This window comes from Actinoplanes lutulentus, assembly GCF_003259845.1.
GTDB classification, from domain to species: domain Bacteria; phylum Actinomycetota; class Actinomycetes; order Mycobacteriales; family Micromonosporaceae; genus Actinoplanes; species Actinoplanes lutulentus.
This window is the reverse complement of the sequence record NZ_QLMJ01000013.1, coordinates 234948-251907: the sequence shown is the minus strand read 5'-3', so window position 1 is coordinate 251907 and position 16960 is coordinate 234948. Positions and strand designations below refer to the sequence as shown.

The window sequence follows — 16960 nt, the reverse complement described above, 5'->3', positions numbered from 1 at the left end:
GCAGGCAGCAACTACCGAGACGGCCATGATTCCGGCTAACCTCTCCGGCCATGCGGGTCTGCATCTTCACCGAGCCACACCGCGGGGCCACCTACGACCAGTTGCTGCGTGCCGCGCTCCACGCCGAGGCAGCCGGTTACGAGGGCTTCTTCCGGGCTGATCACTATCTGCCGATGCACGCTTCGGACGGCTTCCCCGGCCCGACCGACTCCTGGGTGACACTGGGCGCGATGGCCCGCGAGACCACCACCATCCGGCTCGGCACACTGCTGACCTGCGCCACCTTCCGGCACCCCGCGGTCACCGCGATCAGCGTCGCGCAGGTCGACCAGATGAGCGGCGGACGGATCGATTTCGGTCTCGGCGCCGGATGGTTCGGTCGGGAGCACTCCGCGTACGGAATCGAGTTCGGCACACCGCGCGAGCGATTCGACGTGCTGGAGGAGCAGCTCGAAGTGATCACCGGGCTGTGGTCCACGCCGGTGGGCGAACGTTTCTCGCACCAGGGCCGGCTCTATCGCCTCGACGAGGCGCCCGCCCTGCCGAAGCCGGTCCAGCAGCCCGGCCCGCCGGTGATCCTCGGCGGGCGCGGCAAGCGACGCACCCCGGAGCTGGCCGCGCGGTTCGCCGACGAGTTCAACCTGCCGTTCACCCGGCTGGACCAGAGCGAGGTTCTTTACGACCGGGTCCGCGAAGCCTGCGAGAAGCAGGGCCGGACCAGGCCGCTGACGCTGTCGATCGGCATGGCGGTGGCGTGCGGCCGCACCGAGGCCGAGGCGCGGAACCGGCTGTCCACCATGCACGAAGCGTCCGCGCTGCCCGACGAACCGACCATCACCGGCACGCCGGCGCAGGTCGTCGAGCAGATCGAGCAGTACGCGGCGATCGGCGCCACCCGGATCTACATCCGGATGCGGGACCTCGACGACCTGGACCACCTGGATCTGCTGGCCGCCGAGGTTCTGCCGCGACTGACATAGCTACTCGACCGTCACCGATTTCGCCAGGTTCCGGGGCTGATCGACGTCGTGCCCCCGAGCCGCAGCGATCTCACAAGCCAAGATCTGCATGGGTACGGTCGTCATCAGCGGAGCGAGCAACGCCGGTGTGACCGGCACCCGGATCACGTCGTCAGCGAACGGCACGATGGTCTCGTCGCCCTCCTCGGCGATCACGATGGTCCGCGCGCCACGGGCCCGCACCTCCTGGATGTTCGAGACAACCTTGCCGTGGAGAGGGTCACCGGGAGCCGGCAGCACGCAGATCACCGGCGTGCCCTCGTCGATCAGCGCGATCGGCCCGTGCTTGAGCTCGCCGGCCGCGAACCCCTCGGCGTGCATGTAGGCGAGCTCCTTGAGCTTCAGAGCGCCTTCGAGAGCCACCGGATATCCGACGTGCCGCCCGATGAAGAGCACCTGCCGCGCGGTCGCGAGGTCATAGGCCAGTTCCCGGATCTCATCGGTACGCGTCAGCAGAGCACGCAGCTGGTCCGGAACCGCGCGGAGAGCCGCCGTCACATCAGCGTGCGAAAAACCGCGCGCAGCACCCAATCGCAGACCCACCTGGTAACACGCGACGAGCTGGGTGAGGAACGCCTTCGTCGAGGCGACAGCGATCTCCGGCCCGCCGTGCGTGTAGAGCACCGCATCCGACTCACGCGGGATCGTCGAGCCGTTGGTGTTGCAGATCGCCAGCACCCGCGCGCCCTGCGCCTTGGCGTGCCGCAGCGCCATGAGCGTGTCCATGGTTTCGCCGGACTGACTGATAGCGATCACCAGAGTCGAGGCGTCCAGGATCGGGTCCTTGTACCGGAACTCGCTGGCGAGCTCGACGTCGCACGGAATGCGCGCCCACTGCTCGATGGCATATCCGGCGATCATCCCGGCGTGATAGGCCGTGCCGCAGGCGATGATCACGACCTTCCGCACCTCGTCGAGAGAAAGATCGGGAAAGCGGGACAGCAGCGTGTCGGCGACCGCCTGCGGCTGCTCGGCGATCTCCTTGAGCATGTAGAAGTCGTAGCCACCCTTGGTCGCGGCCGCGACGTCCCAGTCGACGACGAACGCGGTTCCGGTCGCCGGCGAGCCGTCGAACCCGGTGATCTCCACCGACTCCGGGGTGATCAGCACGACCTGGTCCTGGCCCAGCTCGATCGCCTCCCGGGTGTGTTCCATGAACGCCGAGACGTCGCTGGCCAGGAAGTTCTCCCCCTTGCCCCGGCCGACCACGAGCGGCGAGTTCCGCCGGGCGGCGACCACCGCGTCCGGGACGTCGGGCGAGACCGCGAGCAGCGTGAACGCGCCTTCGAGCCGGCGCGCCACGAGACGCATGGCCTCAGCGAGCAGAGCGGGCCCCTCCAGAGATCCGCGCAGCGCGCGCATCTCGGCGGCCATCAGGTGAGCGGCCACCTCGGTGTCGGTGTCGCTGCGGAACTCCACGCCGTCCGCCTCCAGCGACGCGCGCAGGGCGGCGAAGTTCTCGATGATCCCATTGTGGATCACCGCGACCCGGCCGTCGGCCGAGACGTGCGGGTGGGCGTTCCGATCGGTCGGTCCGCCGTGCGTTGCCCAGCGGGTGTGACCGATTCCGGTCATCCCGATGTCGAACCCGGTGTCGATCCGCTCGGCGAGCGCCTTCTCCAGGTTGATCAGCTTCCCGGCCGCTTTCTCCACGGCCAGGCCGGAGATGGCGTCGACGATGGCGACGCCCGCCGAGTCGTATCCGCGGTACTCCAGGCGCCGCAGTCCGTCCATCACGATGTCAAGGGCCGGTCGTCCGCCGGCGTATCCCACGATTCCGCACATGCCAGCAAAGGTAGAAACGCTGGGGGCTGGATTCGCTGTGCGAAATCCGTGGATCAGCCCAGAATAATTCAGCCCATAAGGATCTAAAACCCTCGTCAGGAGGGTCCGTCTCCGGTGGGCAGGCGCGACCCCATCAGCGCGTTCAGGCCGCCCGTCCGCCGCAGCTTCTGCCATCCGAGGCGGATGCCGCCGACCGCCGCGAGCACCGACTGGATCAGCACGAGGTACATCAGCTGCCGGTAGACGAACTGCTGCAACGGCAGCCGCCAGAGCGGTTTCAGCGACTCGTGGTCGAGGCGGAACGCGTACACGGTGCTGATCAGCTGGACGCCGAGCATGCTGAGCCAGGCGATCACCGTGGTCACCGGGTCCAGGAAGATCAGGCCGTAGACCAGGAACACGTCGATCAGCGGGGAGAGCAGCGGCAGCAGCGTCTGGAACACGGCCAGGTTGAGCAGGCCGCGGCGGCCGAACTTGCCACCGGCGCCCTTCTCGAACAGCGCCCGGCGGTGCTTCCACATCGCCTGCATGGTGCCGTAGCTCCACCGGTACCGCTGGCGCCAGAGCTGCGACATGGTTGACGGCGCCTCGGTCCAGGCCCGGGCCCGCTCCTCGTAGACGACCCGCCAGCCGGCCCGGATGATGGCGATGGTGAGGTCGGTGTCCTCCGCCAGGGTGTCGTCGGACAGGCCGTTGACCTGCTGCAACGCCTCGCGGCGGAAAGCGCCGATGGCACCCGGGACGGTCGCCATGCAGCGCATCACGTCGTACGCGCGGCGGTCGATGCTGAAGCCGACGACGTACTCGATGTGCTGCCAGATCGCGATCATGGTGTTCCGGTTGGCGACCTTCGCGTTGCCGGCCACCGCGCCGATCTCCGCGCTGGCGAACGGCTGCACGAGAAGGCGTACGGTGTCCGGCTCGAAGACCGTGTCGCCGTCCATCATCACGACCACTTCGGTGCTCGCGTGGGCGATGCCGTTGTTGAGTGCCGTCGACTTGCCGCCGTTCGGCTGGCGGACCACTGTGACGTTCTCGTACCCGAGCGCCTCGGCGATCTCGGCGGTGCCGTCGTCCGACCCGTCGTCGATGACGACGACCCGGATCGGATGGGTGCTCGCCACCAGCGACCGCAGGGTGTCGGCGATGCATTCCTTCTCGTTGTACGCCGGAACGATCACGGTGACCGGCTCGGTGTACGGCTGCCCCCAGACCGCGTCCCCACCCCGATATCGCCGGGCGTGCCGCCGCCCGAGGACCAGCATCAGCACCAGGCGCAGCACGGTGATCACACCGAGGACCAGCAGCAGCATGGAGAACCAGACGGTCGCGTTGGTGGCGACCTGCACGGCGCTGACGATGCCGAGACCGAGCACCCACTCCTCGGTGGTGGCCGCCGGGTTCACGGTGTTCATCCCGGTCAGCGCGGAGACCGTGGTGAACGTGTACCCGGCGTCCTTCAGCGTGGGGATGACCGTCCGCAAGGCCGCCGCGGTCTTGGATCGGTTGCCGCCGCCGTCGTGGAAGAGCAGGACCGCGCCGGCGCCGTCGTCCGGGGTCACCGCCTCGACGATGTCGTCGTTCGTGACCTCCTCTTCCCAGTCACGGCTGTCCAGGTCGTTGACGACGGTGAGATAGCCGCGCTCGCCCATCTCCTCCATCACGGCCCAGTTCGTGTTGTCCAGCGCCGCCACCGTCGACGAGTACGGCGGCCGGAAGATCACGCTGGTCACCCCGGCCGCGCCGGCCAGGGCGTACTGGGTCTCCTGCATTTCCACCGAGCGACGCCAGTCGTTCTTCGTCGACATGTCCGGGTGGGTGAAGGTGTGGATGCCGATCTCGTGGCCGCCGTCCAGGACCTCCTTCGTCAGGCCCGGATACTTGCTGATCTCCGCGCCGATCATGAAGAACGTCCCGGGGACGTCGTACTCGGCCAGGACGTCGAGGATCTCCGGGGTGTACTCCGGGCTCGGGCCGTCGTCGAAGGTCAGCACGATCTGGTAATCGCCGGCGTCCACGGTCGTCGTGGTCTCGCCGTCGGTCTGGATGATCGGGCCGCCGGTCAGCGCCTCGTCCGGGACCTGGTCGGTTTCCGAGGTGGACTCGACAGCGCCGTCCTGGGCGAACTCGCCCTGCACGATGCCGTTCACCAGCAGCAGGCTGGCGAAGAGGACGAGCACTACGGTGAGGACGATCCAGCGCGGGCGGGGCACCGGGATTCGCCGCCGGGCAGGCGCTGGACGCGTCTCGACGGACACCGACATCCCCCTTGCCGTAGACCTGGCTCAAAGCCCATATCGGCCGCAAACGGGATTCGCTGAGCACCGGAATTCGGCACGGGGAGTGCGGGATAGTGCCAAGGTGCAGCACAAACGTCTCGCCGGACTGACAGCCTCTGTCCTGTTGCTCACCAGCGGCTGTTCCGGGGATGAGGACGCGGCCGACACGACGGCAAGCACCTCACCCACCGTCGCGGCGAGCACGTCGGCCACCACCGAGACGCCGGACGTCGCGCCGTACATCGACATCGTGAGCGGCACGGTGGACGTCGACGAGGTGAACGAGCAGACCGGGCAGAAGGACTTCACGATCGCATTCGTGCTGGCCGACAGCGCCGGCTCGTGCACCGCGACCTGGGGCGGCACCAAGGCCATCAACGACAGCACCGTCCAGGCCGCGATCGCGAAGATCACGGCGCTGGACGGCGACACTGTCGTCTCCACCGGCGGGGCCACCGGCACCTATCTGGAGAGCGTCTGCGCGGCGGACGAGCTGGCCACCGCGTACGCGTCAGCGCTGGACGCGGCCGGCAGCAACGCCCTCGACGTGGACATCGAACAGACGATCACCGCAGCGACGGTGACCCAGGCGCTCAGCACGCTCCAGGCGGATCGCGGCACTGCGATCACGCTGACCGTCCCGGTCGGCGGGACCGTGCTCGGGCTGACCGACACCAGCACCGCCCTGTTGCAGAGCGCGAAGGACGCCGGTCTGGACGTCACGGTCAACGCCATGACGATGAACTTCACCGAGGAGGACGACTGGGGCACGTCGATGACCACGGCCACCGAGGCGGTGGTCGCGGACGTCAAGTCGGTCTGGACGGACCTCAGCGACACCGAGGCGTACGCGATGCTCGGCGTCACGCCGATGATCGGGGTCAATGACACCGGGCCGATCACGGAGACTTCGGACGCCCAGACGTTGCTCGACTACGCCGAGGAGAAGGGGCTGGGTTTCGTCCGGTTCTGGTCGGTCAACCGCGACAACGGGGATTGCGCGACCGGCGAGGTGGAGGCGGCGTGCAGCGGAATCACGCAGGACGCCTACGCATTCACCAAACTGTTCGTAGATTTCAGTAAATAACGGATAAATCAGGAAGAGCTGGAAGAGGCCGACGCTGACGCCGACGCCGTGGCGGACGTGGACACCGACGCCTTCGTCGACAATCCGGAATCCGCGGCCTGCACCACGCTCGCGCCGACCACCCCGATGTAGATCGCCGCGAACAACGCCACGAAAAATCCGAGAACCGCGAGCAGCCTCTTACGGCGCCCCGTGGAATCGACGAATACCTGAACTCCTGCCGCCTCTTCCACGGGCGCGACCGCACTACGTATTACTTTTTGCATGAGAAACACATTAGGAATTCAACCTACGAGTTTCCTATGCGCGCTCACAATTAACTCTGTGTAAAAACTGACAATTAGCAAGAATGCAATTACGGAAGGTCACCGCGGATCACGCGGGCCAGGTACGACTCACTGCGCAGCTCGTGAGCTTGGTACTTGTACCGTAGCTTGTGCGCGAAAGCGCCCTCGATCACCGTCTGGTACTCATCCGGGTCGTACGCGTCGAGCATCACGCTCTGCAACGCATGGGGCGGTTTCGAATTGAGCCGCAGCCCGGCTTCCCAATCGGCGCGGAAATGGTCGTCGAGGTGATAAAGCATCTCGAAGACATGATGCATGAGGAAATAGTCGATAAGTTCGCCGCGCTTTTCCCACCACAGGAAACAGGCGGCCCGCCACAGGTGCACGGCATAACTGCCGGGCTGGGCGGCGAGGAACCAACTGGAGATGTACGGCCCGGTGTAGTTGAACGCGAACAGACTGCTCTGCTCCAGCGCCCGGGTGATGTGCGGGCGCAGCGGCTCGGAGACCAGGCAGGTCCCGTCCACCCAGATCCCGCCGAACTTCTCCAGCAGCAGCAGCCGCAGCAGATCGGAGAAGTGCGTCCGGTTGCCGTCCAGCGCGTCCAGCAGATCAGCCGGCACGTCCACGTACGCGGCGATGTTGGCGTCGGTCAGCTCGTGCACCCGGCTGGCCGGGTTGTTCGCCCGCAGCGCGTCGAGGCAGGCCCGGACCACCGGCGGCGCCGACTCGAAGCCCTGCGCCCAGTACACGAAGATCGGCTGGTCGAACGAGCTGACCACCGGCCGGGCCAGCCGCTGCTCGGCCTGGGTACGGATCTGGCCGAGGTTCTCCGCGATGAAGACGCCCAGCTCACGGCGTGCGCCGTAGGACTTCACGTCGAGGTCGAGCACGGCCGGCCCGTCGAACGGCAGCTTCGTGTCGTGCGCCAGCGCCGCCCGGGTGGTGCGCTTGCTGTCCTCGCGGCGCTTCAGCTTGTCGTACGCGAACGCCAGCGCGTACCCCCGCTCGTACGCCTCGGGCTGCTTCGTGACAGCGGTACGCAGCAGTTTCTCGGCGGCCGCCCACTTGTGGTCGGCGAGCGCGAGCCGCCCGAGCTCGTACGCGGCGGAGCCGTCCGGGTCGCCGGCCTTGACCACCTTGCGCAGCGCCTTGAGCGCGGCCTCCTGGTCGTCGGCGGCCAGCGCGATCCGCGCGGTCGTCAGCTTGTCGCCGCTGACCTGCTTGCGCAGGAAGGCAGCCTCGTCGGTGACGCCGGCCCGGGCCAGCCGGACCGCTTCCGCGGCGATCTCGGCGGACGCGGCCTCCAGCGAGACCTGCAGGGTGCGGCGGGACGGCGACGAGTCCGGCTCACCGGTCCACTCGAAGACGTGGAAGTCGGTGGCCGGGGTCGAGCCGTCGAAGTGGTCCACCGCCACCGGCGTCTCGGTGAGCGAGTAGTCGTACCAGTAGACGACGCCGTTGCCGGCGGACATGCCGCTGTGCAGCCGGATCCAGGCGGCTTTCGCCTCCGCCGGGATCGTGAAGGTGACGCTGATCCGGTGGTGGCCGAACTCGTTGCGGGCCGGAGCGGACTGGGCGAGAGTCCACTTCACCGCCTCGTCGACGATGCAGCCGGGAACCAGCCGCAGCGCCGCCGCGTTCAGCGTGCCGGTGAGCGGTTCCGGCAGGAAGACCGAGATGCTCGCCGTGTAGGTGCCGCCGGGGCGCAGGCCGAGCCGGAACTCGCCGGCCGCGTTGCGCCCGCCCGGCGCGATGTGTGTGTCGTTGTTGGCGCCGACGCCCTCGACCCGGGCGCCGCGCACCCCGGCCAGGCCCGGCACCTCGGCGAACTCGCATGAGTTGTGGGAGTGCACATAAACGCCGCCGGCCTCGAACGGCCGGTCCGGCGCGCCCCGGAACCCGGGGTCGGGCACCAGGTTGACGACGGACGGCGCGACGACCGGCGGTGGGGGCGGGGTGGGACGCAGCCGGCGGCGAGCCGCGGCCCGCACCCGGCCGAGGCTGCTTCTGAGCGTATTAGCGGTCGCCGTCATCGATGTCCCTTTCGCCCGGCCGTGACGGGCCAGTCTAGCCAGTGTGCCCACGCAGCGTGACGGCGAATCCGAACGGGTCTCATCACAGGGGAAGCACCACCGCGGACGGCCGATCACCGAAGCAGGTGACCGTCATCCGGTACCGCGCCCGCTCGCTCTTGAACACCACCGCGGTGGTCAGGGCGGGCCCGGAATCGACGCTGTCCACGGCGAATCCCTCGTTCGGCTCCCAGTCGAGCAACTCGGCGCCGTCCTCGACGCATCGCGCGAGCACCGTGCCGCCCGGCGACTCCAACCGGGTGCCGTCGGGCGCGGGCTCCTCGATGGGCGCCGGCTCGCTCTCGCTCGGGCTCGGCGACGGCGAGATCACCTCGCCGGAGGGCGCCGGCGCGGGCACCGACGGAAGCGTTCCGGACGCCGCCGGGCCCACCGAGCCGACCGACGCGGGCACCCTGCCGGGCACGATCACGGGCGCGGCGGGCCTGGTGACGCCGCGTCCACCGGGCGATGCGGAGGTCACGCTCGGTGACGCCGATGGGGGGACAACCGCGCCAGGCGCGGCTTCCGGTTCGCCTTCGGCTTCCGGCCAGAGGAAAGCCAGGGCGATGAGCACGGCCGCGACCCCGCCGCCGGCCAGGACTTTCTTGCGCTTCCACCACTGGGGTACGGAAGAAAGCCCACCCGCATCGACACCAGCACTGCCGCTCGCAGCCGGGGCGCCCGTGGAGGACGGACGGGTCACCGGGACCGTGGCCTCCCGCAGCATCGTCGCGCCGTCGAAAGCCGCACCCGATCCTGGTACGACCGGCACGCCGGGAACCTGGGGAGCCGCCTGCTCCTCGCGTACCCCCGGGATGTTGATCTTTGAAGCGGTCGCGGCCTCGGCCGCGTCGCCCAGCAGGGCGGAGACCTCGGCCGCGTCCGGACGATCGGCGGGATTCTTCGCGAGGCAGCGGTCGACCAGGTCGGCGATCGCGTCCGGGACGCCGGGCACCGGCGGCAGCGGGTCCGGCTCCAGATAGACGTGCGCGCTGAGCATCTGCGTGGTGGTCTCCACGCTCCACGGCGCGATGCCGGCGAGCAGGCGGTAAAGCAGTACACCGAGCGCGTACATGTCCGAGGCCGGCTCGATCGCGCCGCCGGTGAGACGTTCCGGCGCGAGGTACGCGGGCGTGCCGAGCAGCGCGTCCTCGGGCGAGGCGGGACCGACGACCGCGGCGATGCCGAAGTCCACCACCTTCGCGCCGGACGGGGTGACCATGACGTTCGCGAGCTTGATGTCGCGGTGAACGAGCCCGTCGGCGTGCGCCACCGCGAGCGCCGCAGCGATCTCCCCGCAGATCCGGAAAACCGTCCGCGGCGGAATCGGACCGCGCGCCACCCGCTGTTGCAGCGTCGGCCCGTTGATCAATTCCATGACCACGTACGGAACCGGCTGACCGTTCTCGTCGGATTCCCCGAAATCGTAGATCTGCGCGATGTTCGGATGCGAGAGGGTGGCCGCCGCCCGCGCCTCGTGCAGGATCCGGGCCCGGAACCGATCGTCGTCCGCATATCGCCCGGCCAGCACCTTCACCGCCACCGGGCGGTTGAGCACCTCGTCGAGAGCGCGCCAGACCACGGCCATCCCGCCCCGGCCGAGTTCGTTCAACAGCCGGTACCGGTCGCCGAGTTTCCGATCCTCCTCCACCCGACGCAGTGTGCCGAAAGGCCGGGGAAATAGCACATCCGAGAATCCTCGAACGCTATTCACATTCGAGTTTGTACGACTTACCGGCTCTTTCCACCCGGCGGCTATCGCCCGTTAGGGTGACGGCTCCTGCATCCACCACTCAGTGAATTGGCGTGCCTGCCCGGTGTGGTCCAAGCGCAGCACCCAGAGGTTGCGGAAGACGCGGTCGGGATAGGTCGTCGTCGCCTCGATGATCGCGAGTTCCTCGGTGATGATCAGCGGGTGCCAGGCGAACGTGGTCGTGCCCGGATCGTCCTGGCGCTCCAGCCAGCCGGCGACGATCGCCTCCCGGCCGATCCACGGTTTCGCGTACGGCTCGGTGAAGTACGCGGCGTCGTCGGCGAAGAGATCGCGGATGTCGTCCGGCGCGTTCGACTCCCACGCCTTGCGGTAGTTGTCCACCCAGGCCGTCACCGCGTCCAGGTTCGTCATTCCCGCTCCCCTCGCCCCCGATGCCTTTCATCCTGCCGTTTCATCTGACCGTAGAGTCGCCGCATGAACAACAGCTGGCGCCACTTGCCGCCGCCGGCGCGGCCGATCGCGGCGGCCACCGCCGAGGCCGTCACGGCGATTCGCGAGGGCGACGAGCCCAGCGGTGACCTCGGTGCGCAGGATTCGGCGCAGACCGGGCTGATCCTCGGGACGGTTGTCCGCCTGCTGCTGGAGGACGGCAATCCGGACGGGCTCACCGCCGACGATGTGCGTACCGCGCTCGCCGGCTGCGTGCGCTCCTGGCCGGCCGCCGACCCGCAGATGGTGCTCTGGCTGCTGGCCGGTGCCCTCGGCGTGCTCGAAGAGGACGGTTCACCCGCCCCGAAACCGGACGTGCTGGCCCGGCACGCGGTCGCGCTGATCAACCACCTGCTCGCCGGCCGCCCGGTGGAGCCCTGGCTGACCGCCGCTCTCACCGAGATCCAGCGGGCCCAGCTCCACGATTAAAAACTTTGCAGTTTCTGCAAAGTTTTCTGTAACCTCCTCGGGTGCTTCGTGAGGCCAAACGCCGGCAGACCCGGCTCGACCTGATCATCGCCGCATTGCGCCTGGTGGACGCGAGCGGCGCCGATCGGGTGACCGTCGACGAGATCGCCGCCGCTGCCGGTGTCTCGCAGCGGACGTTCTTCAACTACTTCGCCACCAAGGAGGACGCCCTCGTCGGCGACCCCCTGGAGGGCTGCACCGACCTGCGCGCCCAGCTGCTCGCCGCACGTGCGGACCAGTCGCTGCTGGACGCCCTGCTCGACGCCCTCGCCCCGGTGTTCCAGCAGATCGACGACGACCGCGACCTGTGGCTGCTGCGGATGCGGGTGATCCAGCACAACCCGCAGCTGCTGCCGTTGCTGATCGCCGCGGCCGCCACCGCCGAGCAGCAGTTCGCCGAGGCCGTCGCCGAACGCGGCTCGCTGCCTCCGAACCACCCGTTCCCGGCCGTGGTGGCCGCCGCCACGAACGGCGCCGTGCGGGTGGCACTGATCCGCTGGGCCGCCGGCGACGACCCCCGCCCTCTCGAACACCACGTACGCGAAGCCTTCGGCATGCTCGCCGCAGGCCTGGTCCTACCCCCCATACCGAGGAACGCATGACAGTCGCCACCCCCGCACGGATGTCTCACCGAGAGGTCGTGCAAGCCCTGTCCGGGCTGATGCTCGGCATGTTCGTGAGCATCCTGGCCTCCACCGTCGTCGCCAACGCCCTGCCCCGGATCATCGCCGACCTCGGTGGCAGCCAGTCCGTCTACACCTGGATCGTCACCACCGAGCTGCTCGCCATGACGGCCACCGTCCCGCTCTGGGGCAAGATGGCCGACCTCTACAGCAAGAAGCTGCTGATCCAGCTCTCCCTCGGCCTGTTCGTGGCCGGTTCGCTGATCGCCGGCCTCACCCCGAACGTCGAGGTCCTGCTCGTCAGCCGGGCCGTCCAGGGCGTCGGCGCGGGCGGCATGACGGCCCTCGCGATGATCGTGATGGCCGCGATGATCCCGCCCCGCGAGCTGGGCCGGTACTCCGGCATGTTCGGCGCGGTCTTCGGCGTCGGCACCATCGCCGGCCCACTGATCGGCGGCGTCCTGGTCGACACGTCCTGGCTGGGCTGGCGCTGGTGCTTCCTGATCGGCGTGCCGTTCAGCCTGATCGCCATCGCGCTGCTGCAGAAGACGCTGCACCTGCCGGTGGTCCGTCGCGAGGTCAGCATCGACTGGCTCGGCGCGCTGCTCATCACGTCCGGCGTCAGCACCCTGCTGATCTGGTCGACGCTGGCCGGCGACAAGTTCGACTGGGCGTCCTGGCAGACCGCGGCGATGGTCGCCGCCGGGCTCGCGCTCCTGGCGCTCGCCGTCCTGGTCGAGTCCCGGGCCAAGGAGCCGATCATCCCGCTCCGGATCTTCCGGCACCGCACGGTGACCCTCGCGATCGTCGCGAGCGTGCTGGTCGGCGTCGCCATGTTCGGCGGCACCGTCTTCCTCTCCCAGTACTTCCAGATCTCGCTCGGCAAGTCGCCGACCGTCGCCGGCCTGATGGGCCTCCCGATGATCTTCGGCCTGCTGATCTCGTCGACCGTGGCCGGCGCGCTGATCACCAAGTACGGCCGGTGGAAGGGATTCCTGGTGGCCGGCGCGATCATCATGACCGCCGGCATGCTGCTGCTCAGCACGATCGGCGCGCACACCAGCGTGCCGGTGATCTCGGTGTTCATGGCCGTGCTCGGCGTCGGCGTCGGCATGCTCATGCAGAACCTGATCCTCGCCGCGCAGAACGAGGTTCCCGCCGCCGAGCTCGGCGCCACCACGTCGGCGCTGACCTTCTTCCGCAGCATGGGCGGCTCGATCGGCGTAAGCGCGCTCGGCGCGGTGCTGACCCACAAGGTCACCGCGTTGTTCGCGGAGAAGTTCGGCGCTGCCGCCGGAGGTGGAACCGCACAGGTGCCGGACATCTCCACGCTGCCGCCGGAGGTGCTGAGCGTGGTCCAGGAGATTTACGGCACGGCGACGGCCGAGCTGTTCATGGTGGGTGCCCCGGTCGCGTTCCTCGCGGTGATCGCGGTCATCTTCATCAAGGAGAAGCCGCTGTCCACGCTCTCCGGTGAGGAACGACGCGCGCAAGAAGAGGAGTCCGCTGCCGCGGCGGTCTGACCAGAATCGGTCGGCCGCCGCCCCCATGGGATGAATGAACCTGTCCCTGGGAGGCCACCGTGTCCGCTCCGCGGGCGCGGTGGCCTGCTGCCGTTTCGGCGCTCGTCCTAAGGACGGGCGCGCCTCTTCAGGAGGGCGTGCCTCGTCAGGAGGGGCGCAGGCCGACCTGGGTGCGCGGGGTGGGCGGCTCGGCACAGCCCAGGAGCCCGACCAGCCCGGAGACCCAGAGCTGCCGGTACACCGTGGCGCTCGGGTGGCTCACCACGAGCTTGATGCCGCTGGCGGCCGCCGTATGGAAACAGGCCACCAGAATGCCGATCCCGATACTGTCGATCAGCATCACCCGTTGAAGATCAAGATTGATCTTGCTGGGAGTCATGCCTGTCAGCACGTCATTGACCGCGTCGCGCATCACATGCGCGTTGTCCAGATCGATCTCACCGCTGGGTGCGATCTCGACAGTCCCGTCGGCCAGCTGGCGGGTCGTGATCGGCAGATACACAGCTGCCCTCTTCCTGGCATCCAGCCGGAGCTGACGCCGACTTCCGCGGGACTTCGGTGCGCCGACCACGGAACTGGTCGTACGCATACAGGCGTTCGCTGGGTGGCACCGACCGGAACCCGCGTTCCTACAACAATCCGCTGGTCTGCAAGTTACGCCACGTAGGCGCGGAACGCCAGAGTAGTTCATATGGCCGGAATGTGCGGTATCGGTCACTGCGTGGCGGCCACGTTGACTGTCGACAGAGTAGAACCGAATACTCACCGTATGCGATGGAGCACCGGACGGCATGGTTGATGGCCCGGCCCGCACCCCTTCGGTGCCGGGAACCGTCTACTTCGACAGCGTCGATGTGGTCCGCGCCCGGGAGATCCTGAATCGTTTTTACCCCCCGATGTCGATCGGCATCCCGGACGGCGGCGAGCTCAAACTGGGCGTGGAAATGATCCAACTCGGACCGCTGACCGTCGGGCACCTGACTTTTGAAGGTTCCGCCACACTTGTTTCCCCGCAGACCGAGGCCTATCACGTGACGCTGCCCACGGCAGGGCTGGTCAGGGCCCGGCGCGACGGCCGCGAGATCACCGCCACACCCGCCACGGCGCTCGCCTTCCGGCCCGGCGACCGGATGCACACGCGGCACGAACCGCACTCCGCCGAGATCGACGTCCGGATCGAACAATGGGCTCTGGAGAGTGAACTGGCCGGGCTCCTGGGTCACCCGGTCGAAGGACCGATCGACCTGGCCCCGACGTTCGACCTGACCGGCGGGCCGGCGTACAGCTGGAGCCGGCTGGTCCGGTTGCTGCACGACGAGCTGGAGCACGAGACCAGCCTGATCCACCAGCCGCTCATCGCCGAACAGCTGTGCAGCAGCGTGCTCAGCGGCCTGCTGCTCAGCGTCCCCCACCGGTACCACCAGGAACTCGTCTCACCGGCCGGCAGCGGCCCTCCGCGCGCCGTTCAGCGCGCGGTGGAGGCCATCCACGAGGAGCCGGAGCGCGCCTTCACGGTCCGGGACCTCGCCAGGATCGCCGGGGTGAGCGTGCGCTCGCTCCAGGAGGGTTTCCGCAGGCACGTCGGCTGCGCGCCGATGACGTACCTCCAGCAACTGCGCCTGAACCGGGTGCGCGAGACGCTGCTCGAAGGTGACCCCGCGCGGGTCACGGTGGCGGCCGTGGCACATCGCTGGGGATTCGCCCACCTGGGCAGGTTCGCGTCGGCGTACCGGGAGCGGTTCGGTGAATCGCCGTCCGAGACGCTGCGTCAGCCCGGCTGAGAGCTCGTTACTCCCCCGGGTCCCCACATCTGCGGGGCTGCGGCACCCCGTTCACCCGAGCCGGGTCCGGGACGATGCCGAAAATGTGTCCGCGCGACGGGGTCCAATCCCGCCAGGGCCCCAGCCTGGGCGGCACCGCCGCCATCTCGCCGTCGTTCGCGCCGCGCTGATCCCGCAGGAACGCGGCCACCCGTTCGGCGGAGGATTCCGCGCTGCGAGCCAGGCTCAGCAGCTGGTTCTGATCCACTTCGTCGTTCGCCGCTCGCTGCAAGAGCGCGACGATGCCGGCCAAGGCCTGCGCCGCGTCTGATGCGTCCCGCTCGGCGTCCCATCGGCCGGTCACGGCCGTACTCCCCCGGCGGTCATGCCGTACCGCTTCTCAGCCTTGGTTGCGAGTCGCCCTGCCCTGGTTCCCAGTCCGTCATGCAATGCGTTCCCCTCACCCCCGCACGCCTCCGGGGCGCCGCCCACAGCCTTGTTCGGCCGTGACCGGACCTCCGACCCGGATAAGCGTGACAGCCGAAAATGTATTCGGCTCACTACTAAGCGTCCATCCGTAACGCGCAGGTTCTGTCCAGTTAGCGCTCAGTTCGGGCATTCGGCCCGCGCGGGACGGCTACCCCGGGTAAACGATCTAAAAACGGGTAACCCGTACGAGATACGCACTCACTTTCGGAAATCACGGAAATCACGGTGGGGGTAACAATGCATGAGACCGGCAATCCGGACCATCCCGGAGAACCGTTGATCCGAACCGGCGCGGAACAGCCGTGGGATCCGGAGGATCTGGCCGTCGCGCAGGGCAGGTATCCAACGCCCGAGAACGTCGCCCGTGCCAAGGCGGAGCTGGAGCGGGACGGCGCGGCAGCGATCGAGCGCACCGTCCCGTAACTCATCCGAGTTTGACGGTCACCCCGTCGCGCAAGGCCGTCTCGGCGGCCACGAGCACCGCTGTCACATCGGCGCCGAAGCGGACGTCGCACGCCGGCGACGCGCCGCCGGCGGCTGCCGCGAGCAGCTGGTCGACGGCGCGGCCGAGCGCCTCGTCCGGGCTCCACCGCGCCCTCGGCACCGTCAGAAGACCGGCCTCACCGGCGAAGACGGCCTCCTCGCGAGCCGAGGCCTCGGGCGCGTCGACGGCCAGCGTGAGCCGGCTGATCGCACCGCCGGCGTGCCGCAGCACCAGGTGGGTGATGTCGCGCGGCCCGGCCATCGCGGCCACCTCGGTGACCGGGCCGAGCACCGGCACCACCAGGGCGAGGGCGTGCGGGCCGACGTCCCAGAGGCCGCCGCGCTCGCGCCGCCACGGCGAGGCGCCGAACGGATTGTCCGGCGTGAAGATCGAGCCGAGGTGGTCGACGCGCGCCTCGGTCCAGCCACCCGTCGCCGCCGCCTCGGTCACGAAGGCGTCTAGCTCGGGCGTGAACCGGCGGGTGAAGAAGACCACCGAGGCCAGCTTGCGGGCCGCGACGGCCGCCGCGACCGCTTCGGCGTCCTCGGTACGCAGGGCCACCGGCTTGTCCAGCACCAGATGCCGTCCGGCCTCGGCGGCACGCAGGGCGAGCGGCGCCTGGACGTCCGGCGGCAGCGCGATCGCCACGGCGTCCACGTCGGCGATCAGCGAATCAATGTCGGAATACGCGCGGGTTCCGAATTTGTCGGCGAGCTCCCCGGCCTTGCCCGAATCCCGGCCCCAGACTCCGGTGAATTCCACTTCTGGGTGAGCCGCCAGAGCCGGCGCGTGAGCCAGATGCGCCCACGGACCCGTACCGAACAAACCGAATCGCACCGGACGTCACCCCTGTTCATTCTTGTGATCTCCGGAGCCGG

At 68.7% G+C, this 16960-nt stretch carries 16 protein-coding genes; 7 read left to right on the top strand and 9 right to left on the bottom strand.

The genetic code is table 11. From position 1 onward, the window contains the following. The first annotated feature begins 50 nt into the window (after positions 1-50). Positions 51-980, top strand: a complete 930-nt coding sequence (locus B0I29_RS26725; RefSeq protein WP_111651827.1) for an LLM class F420-dependent oxidoreductase — start codon at positions 51-53, stop codon at positions 978-980. On the opposite strand, the gene glmS is transcribed toward B0I29_RS26725, so the two are convergent. Together glmS and B0I29_RS26715 are read right to left on the bottom strand one after the other, a co-directional pair. Beyond that, positions 981-2804 (bottom strand): glutamine--fructose-6-phosphate transaminase (isomerizing), encoded by a 1824-nt coding sequence (gene glmS / locus B0I29_RS26720; protein ID WP_111651826.1) that lies wholly within the window; start codon positions 2802-2804, stop codon positions 981-983. Between the two features lie 95 nt (positions 2805-2899). Continuing rightward, the gene (locus tag B0I29_RS26715) at positions 2900-5068 is read right to left on the bottom strand and encodes a bifunctional polysaccharide deacetylase/glycosyltransferase family 2 protein (RefSeq protein WP_181557988.1); all 2169 of its coding nucleotides are present in this window, start codon (positions 5066-5068) and stop codon (positions 2900-2902) included. Positions 5069-5165: 97 nt separating this feature from the next. Between B0I29_RS26715 and B0I29_RS26710 the strand changes: the two genes are divergently transcribed. Beyond that, positions 5166-6170, top strand: coding sequence for a glycoside hydrolase family 18 protein (locus tag B0I29_RS26710; RefSeq protein ID WP_111651825.1), 1005 nt, complete (start codon positions 5166-5168; stop codon positions 6168-6170). Positions 6171-6178: 8 nt separating this feature from the next. Here B0I29_RS26710 and B0I29_RS45300 read toward each other — a convergent pair whose 3' ends face one another. From B0I29_RS45300 to B0I29_RS26695, 4 genes are all read right to left on the bottom strand, one after another. Further along, complete coding sequence (locus tag B0I29_RS45300) at positions 6179-6436, bottom strand: hypothetical protein (protein ID WP_146616890.1); 258 nt, start codon at positions 6434-6436, stop codon at positions 6179-6181. Between the two features lie 89 nt (positions 6437-6525). Continuing rightward, positions 6526-8493, bottom strand: a complete 1968-nt coding sequence (locus tag B0I29_RS26705) for a capsular polysaccharide synthesis protein (protein ID WP_111651824.1) — start codon at positions 8491-8493, stop codon at positions 6526-6528. A gap of 82 nt (positions 8494-8575) precedes the next feature. After that, the gene (locus tag B0I29_RS26700; protein ID WP_111651823.1) at positions 8576-10183 is read right to left on the bottom strand and encodes a serine/threonine-protein kinase; all 1608 of its coding nucleotides are present in this window, start codon (positions 10181-10183) and stop codon (positions 8576-8578) included. Positions 10184-10297: 114 nt separating this feature from the next. Further along, on the bottom strand, positions 10298-10657 hold the full coding sequence (locus B0I29_RS26695; protein WP_111651822.1) for a nuclear transport factor 2 family protein: 360 nt from the start codon (positions 10655-10657) through the stop codon (positions 10298-10300). A gap of 63 nt (positions 10658-10720) precedes the next feature. Between B0I29_RS26695 and B0I29_RS26690 the strand changes: the two genes are divergently transcribed. The 3 genes from B0I29_RS26690 to B0I29_RS26680 are packed head-to-tail and all read left to right on the top strand — an operon-like array spanning position 10721 to position 13349. Beyond that, a complete protein-coding gene (locus B0I29_RS26690; RefSeq protein ID WP_111651821.1) occupies positions 10721-11164 on the top strand; it encodes a hypothetical protein in 444 nt (147 codons plus the stop codon). A 41-nt stretch (positions 11165-11205) separates the two neighbouring features. Further along, on the top strand, positions 11206-11805 hold the full coding sequence (locus B0I29_RS26685) for a TetR/AcrR family transcriptional regulator (protein WP_111651820.1): 600 nt from the start codon (positions 11206-11208) through the stop codon (positions 11803-11805). A 20-nt stretch (positions 11806-11825) separates the two neighbouring features. Continuing rightward, on the top strand, positions 11826-13349 hold the full coding sequence (locus tag B0I29_RS26680; protein WP_446323451.1) for an MDR family MFS transporter: 1524 nt from the start codon (positions 11826-11828) through the stop codon (positions 13347-13349). A gap of 145 nt (positions 13350-13494) precedes the next feature. Here B0I29_RS26680 and B0I29_RS26675 read toward each other — a convergent pair whose 3' ends face one another. Next, positions 13495-13851, bottom strand: a complete 357-nt coding sequence (locus B0I29_RS26675; RefSeq protein ID WP_111651818.1) for an STAS domain-containing protein — start codon at positions 13849-13851, stop codon at positions 13495-13497. 289 nt (positions 13852-14140) lie between these two features. Here B0I29_RS26675 and B0I29_RS26670 point away from each other — a divergent pair, with 289 nt between their 5' ends. After that, positions 14141-15130, top strand: a complete 990-nt coding sequence (locus B0I29_RS26670) for a helix-turn-helix transcriptional regulator (protein WP_111651817.1) — start codon at positions 14141-14143, stop codon at positions 15128-15130. 7 nt (positions 15131-15137) lie between these two features. Here B0I29_RS26670 and B0I29_RS26665 read toward each other — a convergent pair whose 3' ends face one another. After that, positions 15138-15473 carry a hypothetical protein gene (locus B0I29_RS26665; RefSeq protein WP_111651816.1) on the bottom strand — a complete coding sequence of 112 codons (336 nt, stop codon included), beginning with the start codon at positions 15471-15473 and terminating at the stop codon, positions 15138-15140. 401 nt (positions 15474-15874) lie between these two features. Here B0I29_RS26665 and B0I29_RS26660 point away from each other — a divergent pair, with 401 nt between their 5' ends. Next, positions 15875-16021 (top strand): hypothetical protein, encoded by a 147-nt coding sequence (locus B0I29_RS26660; RefSeq protein ID WP_245972757.1) that lies wholly within the window; start codon positions 15875-15877, stop codon positions 16019-16021. Between the two features lies 1 nt (position 16022). On the opposite strand, the gene B0I29_RS26655 is transcribed toward B0I29_RS26660, so the two are convergent. Continuing rightward, positions 16023-16919 (bottom strand): Gfo/Idh/MocA family protein, encoded by an 897-nt coding sequence (locus B0I29_RS26655; protein WP_111651814.1) that lies wholly within the window; start codon positions 16917-16919, stop codon positions 16023-16025. Between the last annotated feature and the right edge of the window lie 41 nt (positions 16920-16960).

Excerpts from the sequence above, each read along its gene's own strand:
- B0I29_RS26670 (WP_111651817.1), top strand. The coding sequence starts at position 14,141 with ATGGTTGATGGCCCGGCCCGCACCCCTTCGGTGCCGGGAACCGTCTAC.
- B0I29_RS26715 (WP_181557988.1), bottom strand. The coding sequence starts at position 5,068 with ATGTCGGTGTCCGTCGAGACGCGTCCAGCGCCTGCCCGGCGGCGAATC.
- B0I29_RS26695 (WP_111651822.1), bottom strand. The coding sequence starts at position 10,657 with ATGACGAACCTGGACGCGGTGACGGCCTGGGTGGACAACTACCGCAAG.
- B0I29_RS26680 (WP_446323451.1), top strand. The coding sequence starts at position 11,826 with ATGTCTCACCGAGAGGTCGTGCAAGCCCTGTCCGGGCTGATGCTCGGC.
- B0I29_RS45300 (WP_146616890.1), bottom strand. The coding sequence starts at position 6,436 with ATGCAAAAAGTAATACGTAGTGCGGTCGCGCCCGTGGAAGAGGCGGCA.
- glmS (WP_111651826.1), bottom strand. The coding sequence starts at position 2,804 with ATGTGCGGAATCGTGGGATACGCCGGCGGACGACCGGCCCTTGACATC.
- B0I29_RS26705 (WP_111651824.1), bottom strand. The coding sequence starts at position 8,493 with ATGACGGCGACCGCTAATACGCTCAGAAGCAGCCTCGGCCGGGTGCGG.
- B0I29_RS26725 (WP_111651827.1), top strand. The coding sequence starts at position 51 with ATGCGGGTCTGCATCTTCACCGAGCCACACCGCGGGGCCACCTACGAC.
- B0I29_RS26690 (WP_111651821.1), top strand. The coding sequence starts at position 10,721 with ATGAACAACAGCTGGCGCCACTTGCCGCCGCCGGCGCGGCCGATCGCG.